This window comes from Collinsella sp. AF31-11 (assembly GCF_003475605.1).
GTDB lineage: Bacteria > Actinomycetota > Coriobacteriia > Coriobacteriales > Coriobacteriaceae > Collinsella.
The window spans coordinates 1-4,429 of record NZ_QRQS01000007.1; the positions used below are offsets into that span (position 1 = coordinate 1).

Sequence of the window (4,429 nt, forward strand, 5' to 3'; positions counted from 1 at the left end):
ATAATGGCCACCGTGCCTCCCCGCCGCCACTACGCTGGTGGCGCCAACACGCCGCCCTCGACAGGCTGCTCGACAAGGCGTCGGTGTTCGTGATGCGGGGCCCGAGCTACCGCGGCAGGGGGCTCGACACGTACTCGGTGGAGGCCGTCCCCCAGGCGGTGAAGGTGAGGGGGATCCAGCCCGAGGGGATGTAGGAATGCGATAGGAAAGTCATAGATGCGGGCGTGTTGGCCAAAATGGGTCGGCCGGGATTGGTCAATCTCGGCCGACTATATTTGGCTAAATTTTTCCGACACTAACACCGTCTGCATGGCGTGTGCTTGGCGCATGGTATTGCGCCCCGCTTTCATGTCCGCACGGGCGCCTATCCTTACGGCAATGTAGCCGCCTATGTAGCAAGCGGCAGGCAACGGAGAAAGGCCCTAACCGTGTCAGCTGAAAAGACGCCGTGCATCTCGGCTATCGATACGACGAACTTTGCGCGCCAGATTGTGCTGGACTTTGAGTTTGCGCCGGTGCCAAAGCAGCGCCAGCGACGTGGGCTGCGCAACGAGATTATCGAGGTCGGCGCCGTCAAGCTCGATTATCACGGCAACGTTATGGGCGAGTTCTCGCAGTTTGTGCAGACAGAATTTACCGAAGGCGTTGCGTTTCCCGTCCGCGAGCTTACGGGGATATCGGCCGTGGACACCGCGATGGCCGATCCGCTCTATGTGGTGATCAAAAGGCTCAGCGATTGGATCGGTCGCTACTCCGCCCAGGTGGTCTGTTGGAGCGGGGCGGACCGGCGACAGCTTTTGACCGAGTGCCAGGCAAAGCACATCGACCTTTCCGCATTTCCTACGGACTGGGCCGACCTGCAGGCGTTTTACACCTCGATCATGGACATGGGCAGCCACGGGCGCGTCTCGTTGGGCGACGCGGCAACGTGGTTCGGCATCGAGTTCGACGAGTCGACGGGCCACGCCCACAGCGCCTTAGCCGATGCGCGCGTGACCGCCAAGCTGCTCAAGCACGTGATGGACGGGGATTACCGCGTGAGCCCGCGCGCCCAGGAAGTCCGCCAACGGTGGGGGATGGGCGAGCGAGCTCAGACGCGCCTTTCTAGCAAGTGCCCCGAGCTGGGCGACCTGCTGCTAAAGCTGAAAGCGGAGGGGAAATAGGGTACGGACATCATTGTCGTTTTCGCCTGTGAAGAGGGAATCAATTAACTACAAAGTGTGGATGGCTTCTAGTGAAGACTTAACCACCAGATTATGAAAGGGTTAGCGGGCCATTGGGGGTTGCAGTGTTTACCCGTCGCAAGACGTTGCTCGTTCAAATTGGGATGCTCCGCATCCGATGAAATGGTTGATGCGGAGCGTCCCTAGAGACCTGTCTTCTGTTGCCTAATAGTAGAGTTCAATATACGAATACGCCTTATCAAAAAGAGCCTGGTCTTTGAGCTTGTAGCGCATCCAAAGAATGGCGCGTAGCTGCTTCTTGACCTCTTTGACGCCTGCTGTGGTTGCCTGCCAACCGTCGAATCGGGTGATCTTAACGATTTCGTCGATGTCGCCGACGATGTTCTCGACGATGATAGGCGTGTCCCCATTCTTTACACCATTGAAGAGTTCTGTGAGGGCCGCCTTGCCCTTGTCCTCCTCTTCTTCGGGCACGACTTCCTTTTCGGCCGCTCGAGCCTCTCTGGCGAGGTCGATGAGCATCTTGAGGAACTCGACGCTGTTGATGAGACCTTGCTCGTGACGTTCCCTCAGGTCCTCCAAGCGCTCGCCGAGCTTCTGGAACTTGCCATTCTTATCGTGCCTGCGGATTCGGGCGACGAGATCTATCTCCAGCTTACGCGTGATCTTCTCGGTATTGCTCTTGTCGTTGATGAAGTGCTCGATCATGTCCTCGTCGAGTTCAAGGATGTCGTCATCGTCTCGGACTCTCTCGACGGTGATGTTCTCGTGCACGAGCTCGATTGTCTTGGGCCCGAGCGCTGCCCAGATGAGCTTCCCGCGATTGTCTACCGGTCTCACGGAATCGTAGACCTGCGAGAGCCAGATGAAATCGGGCTTGTAGGGATTGAGACATGGGTCGGGCGAAAGGGCTTCCCACGCTCTGTTCAAGACCGAGAAGTCGGCCCCAAACTGGTCTTTCACCTTTGTCGTTGGCAGGCATTGTTGAGCTTCGAGAAGGGACTCCCAATCCGCGCTGCGGCGGTCTCTGACCGTCGAGAAGTACTCAAGACAGCAATGCATAAGCCCGGGTAGCTCGGCCTTTACCTCATCGATGTTGGTTATAACCTTCTGCACCTCGGCCTCGTCGAAGTGCAGAGACTTGGCGACGTTGTCGAAGAGGCCGATATAGTCAACAATGAGACCGAATGTCTTCTTGTCGTTGTAGACGCGGTTGGTTCGACAGATTGCCTGCAACAGCGTGTGGTCGCGCAAGGGCTTGTCAAGGTACTGAGTTTGCAGGATGGGCGCATCGAACCCCGTGAGCAGCTTTGCAGTGACGATGAGAATCTTGAGCGGATCGTCCGGGTCGCGGAAACGGTCAAGGAGCTTTTCCTCGGCATCGCGATCTCGACGGTATGCCTTGTAGCGGTCTTCCTTGTCGTTGTTCGTGTCCATGACGATGGTGACTGCATCAGTGCCCAAGAGCTTGTCGAGCTCATCCTTATACAGCAGGCAACACTCTCGGTCGTAGCAGACTACCTGCGCCTTGAAGCCGTCGGGCTCAACCTTTGACTTGAAGTGCTTGGCGATGTGCTCGCATACCTTGTGGATGCGGTCGGGGGCCTTCATGACGGACTCGATCTTGACGCGCCTGGTGAGCTCCGCCTTGTCCTCTTTGCTGAGGTCTCGGGTCATTTCGTCAAAGGCGGCGTTCACGACCTCTTGGTTGACGTGGAGCTCGACGGGAACGGTTTCAAAATGGAGCGGCAATGTGGCGTGGTCGCGGATGGAGTCGGCGAAGGAATAGCGGCTCATGTAGCCGGACTTGTCCTCTTTGGCACCGAAGGTGTGGAACGTGTTCTTGTCGGTTCGGTTGATGGGCGTGCCGGTCAAGCCGAAGAAGAAGGCGTTTGGCAAGGCGAGTCGCATCTTCTCGCCGAGGTCGCCCTCTTGGGTGCGGTGCGCCTCGTCGACCATGAGGATGATGTTCTCGCGCTCGTTGAGCGTCCCCGCAACCTCGCTGAATTTGAAGATGGTGGTGATGAGGATCTTTCTCATGTCCTGCTTGAAGAAGGACTCAAGCTCCTCCTTGCTGCCGGCGCTTGCGAGGTTGGGGATGTCGGATGCGTTGAAGGTCCCCGTGATCTGGGTCTCGAGGTCGATTCGGTCATCCACGATGACGACGGTCGGGTTCTTGAGTTCGGGGACCATGCGCAGCTTCTGGGCAGCGAATACCATGAGCAGTGACTTTCCTGAGCCCTGGAAATGCCAAATGAGGCCACGCTTCGGGTATCCTGCGCGGACGCGGTCCACGATGAGGTTCGCGCCCTCGAACTGTTGGTAACGACAGATCAGCTTGATGCGTCGATGCTTCTTGTCGGTGGCGAAGAGCGTGAAGAACTGGAAGATGTCCATGACGTTCGTGGGGGTTAGCATGGATGCCATGCTTCTCTTGACGTCGGCAAGTGCGCCCTCGCTCTTCTTGTCGCCCTCATGCCAGGGTCCCCACATCTCGGGAGGCATGTTCACCGACCCGTAGCGATAGCATTTTCCTTCGCTGGCGAAGTTGATGGCGCTACAGACGAACATCTGCGGGATGCTCTTCTCATATTTAGCGATGTCGCCAGCGCCGTCGAGCCAGGTTATCGAATCGCGCACCGGCGTCTTGAACTCGCCGATGGCGAGCGGAAATCCATTGACAAGAAGGGCGAGGTCGAGGCGCTTGCCGCCCTGCTCCTGGGGGTAGACCCACTGGTTGGTGACGATGTACTCGTTTTTGTCAAGATCGCCGTCCGCCGCCGTGCCAAAGAAGCGGATGGGGACCATGCGGCCGTCTTTGCCGTAGGGGAATGAGTTCTCCTCGATGACGAGCTTTTTGAACCGCTCGTTGGTGGAGACCAGGTTCTGCGGACTTGTGGACTGAATGAGGGCCCTGAGTCGGTAGATGATCTCGTCGGCGCGATCGGGGTCTTCTGCGATCTCCGGGTTAAGCCTGATGAGGGCGTCCTTGACCATGGGCTCGACCATGACGTCGGCATGGCGGCGCGGGAGGTCTTCGGCAGCAACGTATCTCCAGCCAAGGCTGGCAAGCGCCTCGACGCTCATTTGCTCGATGGTGTTGTCCTCGTTAAACATCTCCGAGTCCTAACTCCTGGTTCAAGATTTTCTTCGTCGTGGCGTTTAGCTCATCGAGGGCCTTTTGTACGGCAAATTTCGATTTGTCGACCTGGGCGACGAAGTCGGCGAACTCCTTCTGGAGTTCG

At 57.7% G+C, this 4,429-nt stretch carries 2 protein-coding genes and 1 pseudogene; 2 read left to right on the plus strand and 1 reads right to left on the minus strand.

What is annotated here, in order from left to right; translation table 11 throughout:
• A pseudogene (locus DWZ22_RS10460) lies at positions 1–194 on the plus strand (hypothetical protein); the annotation flags it as partial.
• Between the two features lie 234 nt (positions 195–428).
• Positions 429–1,163, plus strand: coding sequence for a 3'-5' exonuclease (locus tag DWZ22_RS05560; RefSeq protein ID WP_158573302.1), 735 nt, complete (start codon positions 429–431; stop codon positions 1,161–1,163).
• A 225-nt stretch (positions 1,164–1,388) separates the two neighbouring features.
• Here the strand turns inward: DWZ22_RS05560 and DWZ22_RS05565 are convergent, their stop codons facing one another.
• Positions 1,389–4,301 (minus strand): type I restriction endonuclease subunit R, encoded by a 2,913-nt coding sequence (locus DWZ22_RS05565; protein ID WP_118405640.1) that lies wholly within the window; start codon positions 4,299–4,301, stop codon positions 1,389–1,391.
• Positions 4,302–4,429 lie beyond the last annotated feature (128 nt).

Excerpts from the sequence above, each read along its gene's own strand:
- DWZ22_RS05565 (WP_118405640.1), bottom strand. The coding sequence starts at position 4,301 with ATGTTTAACGAGGACAACACCATCGAGCAAATGAGCGTCGAGGCGCTT.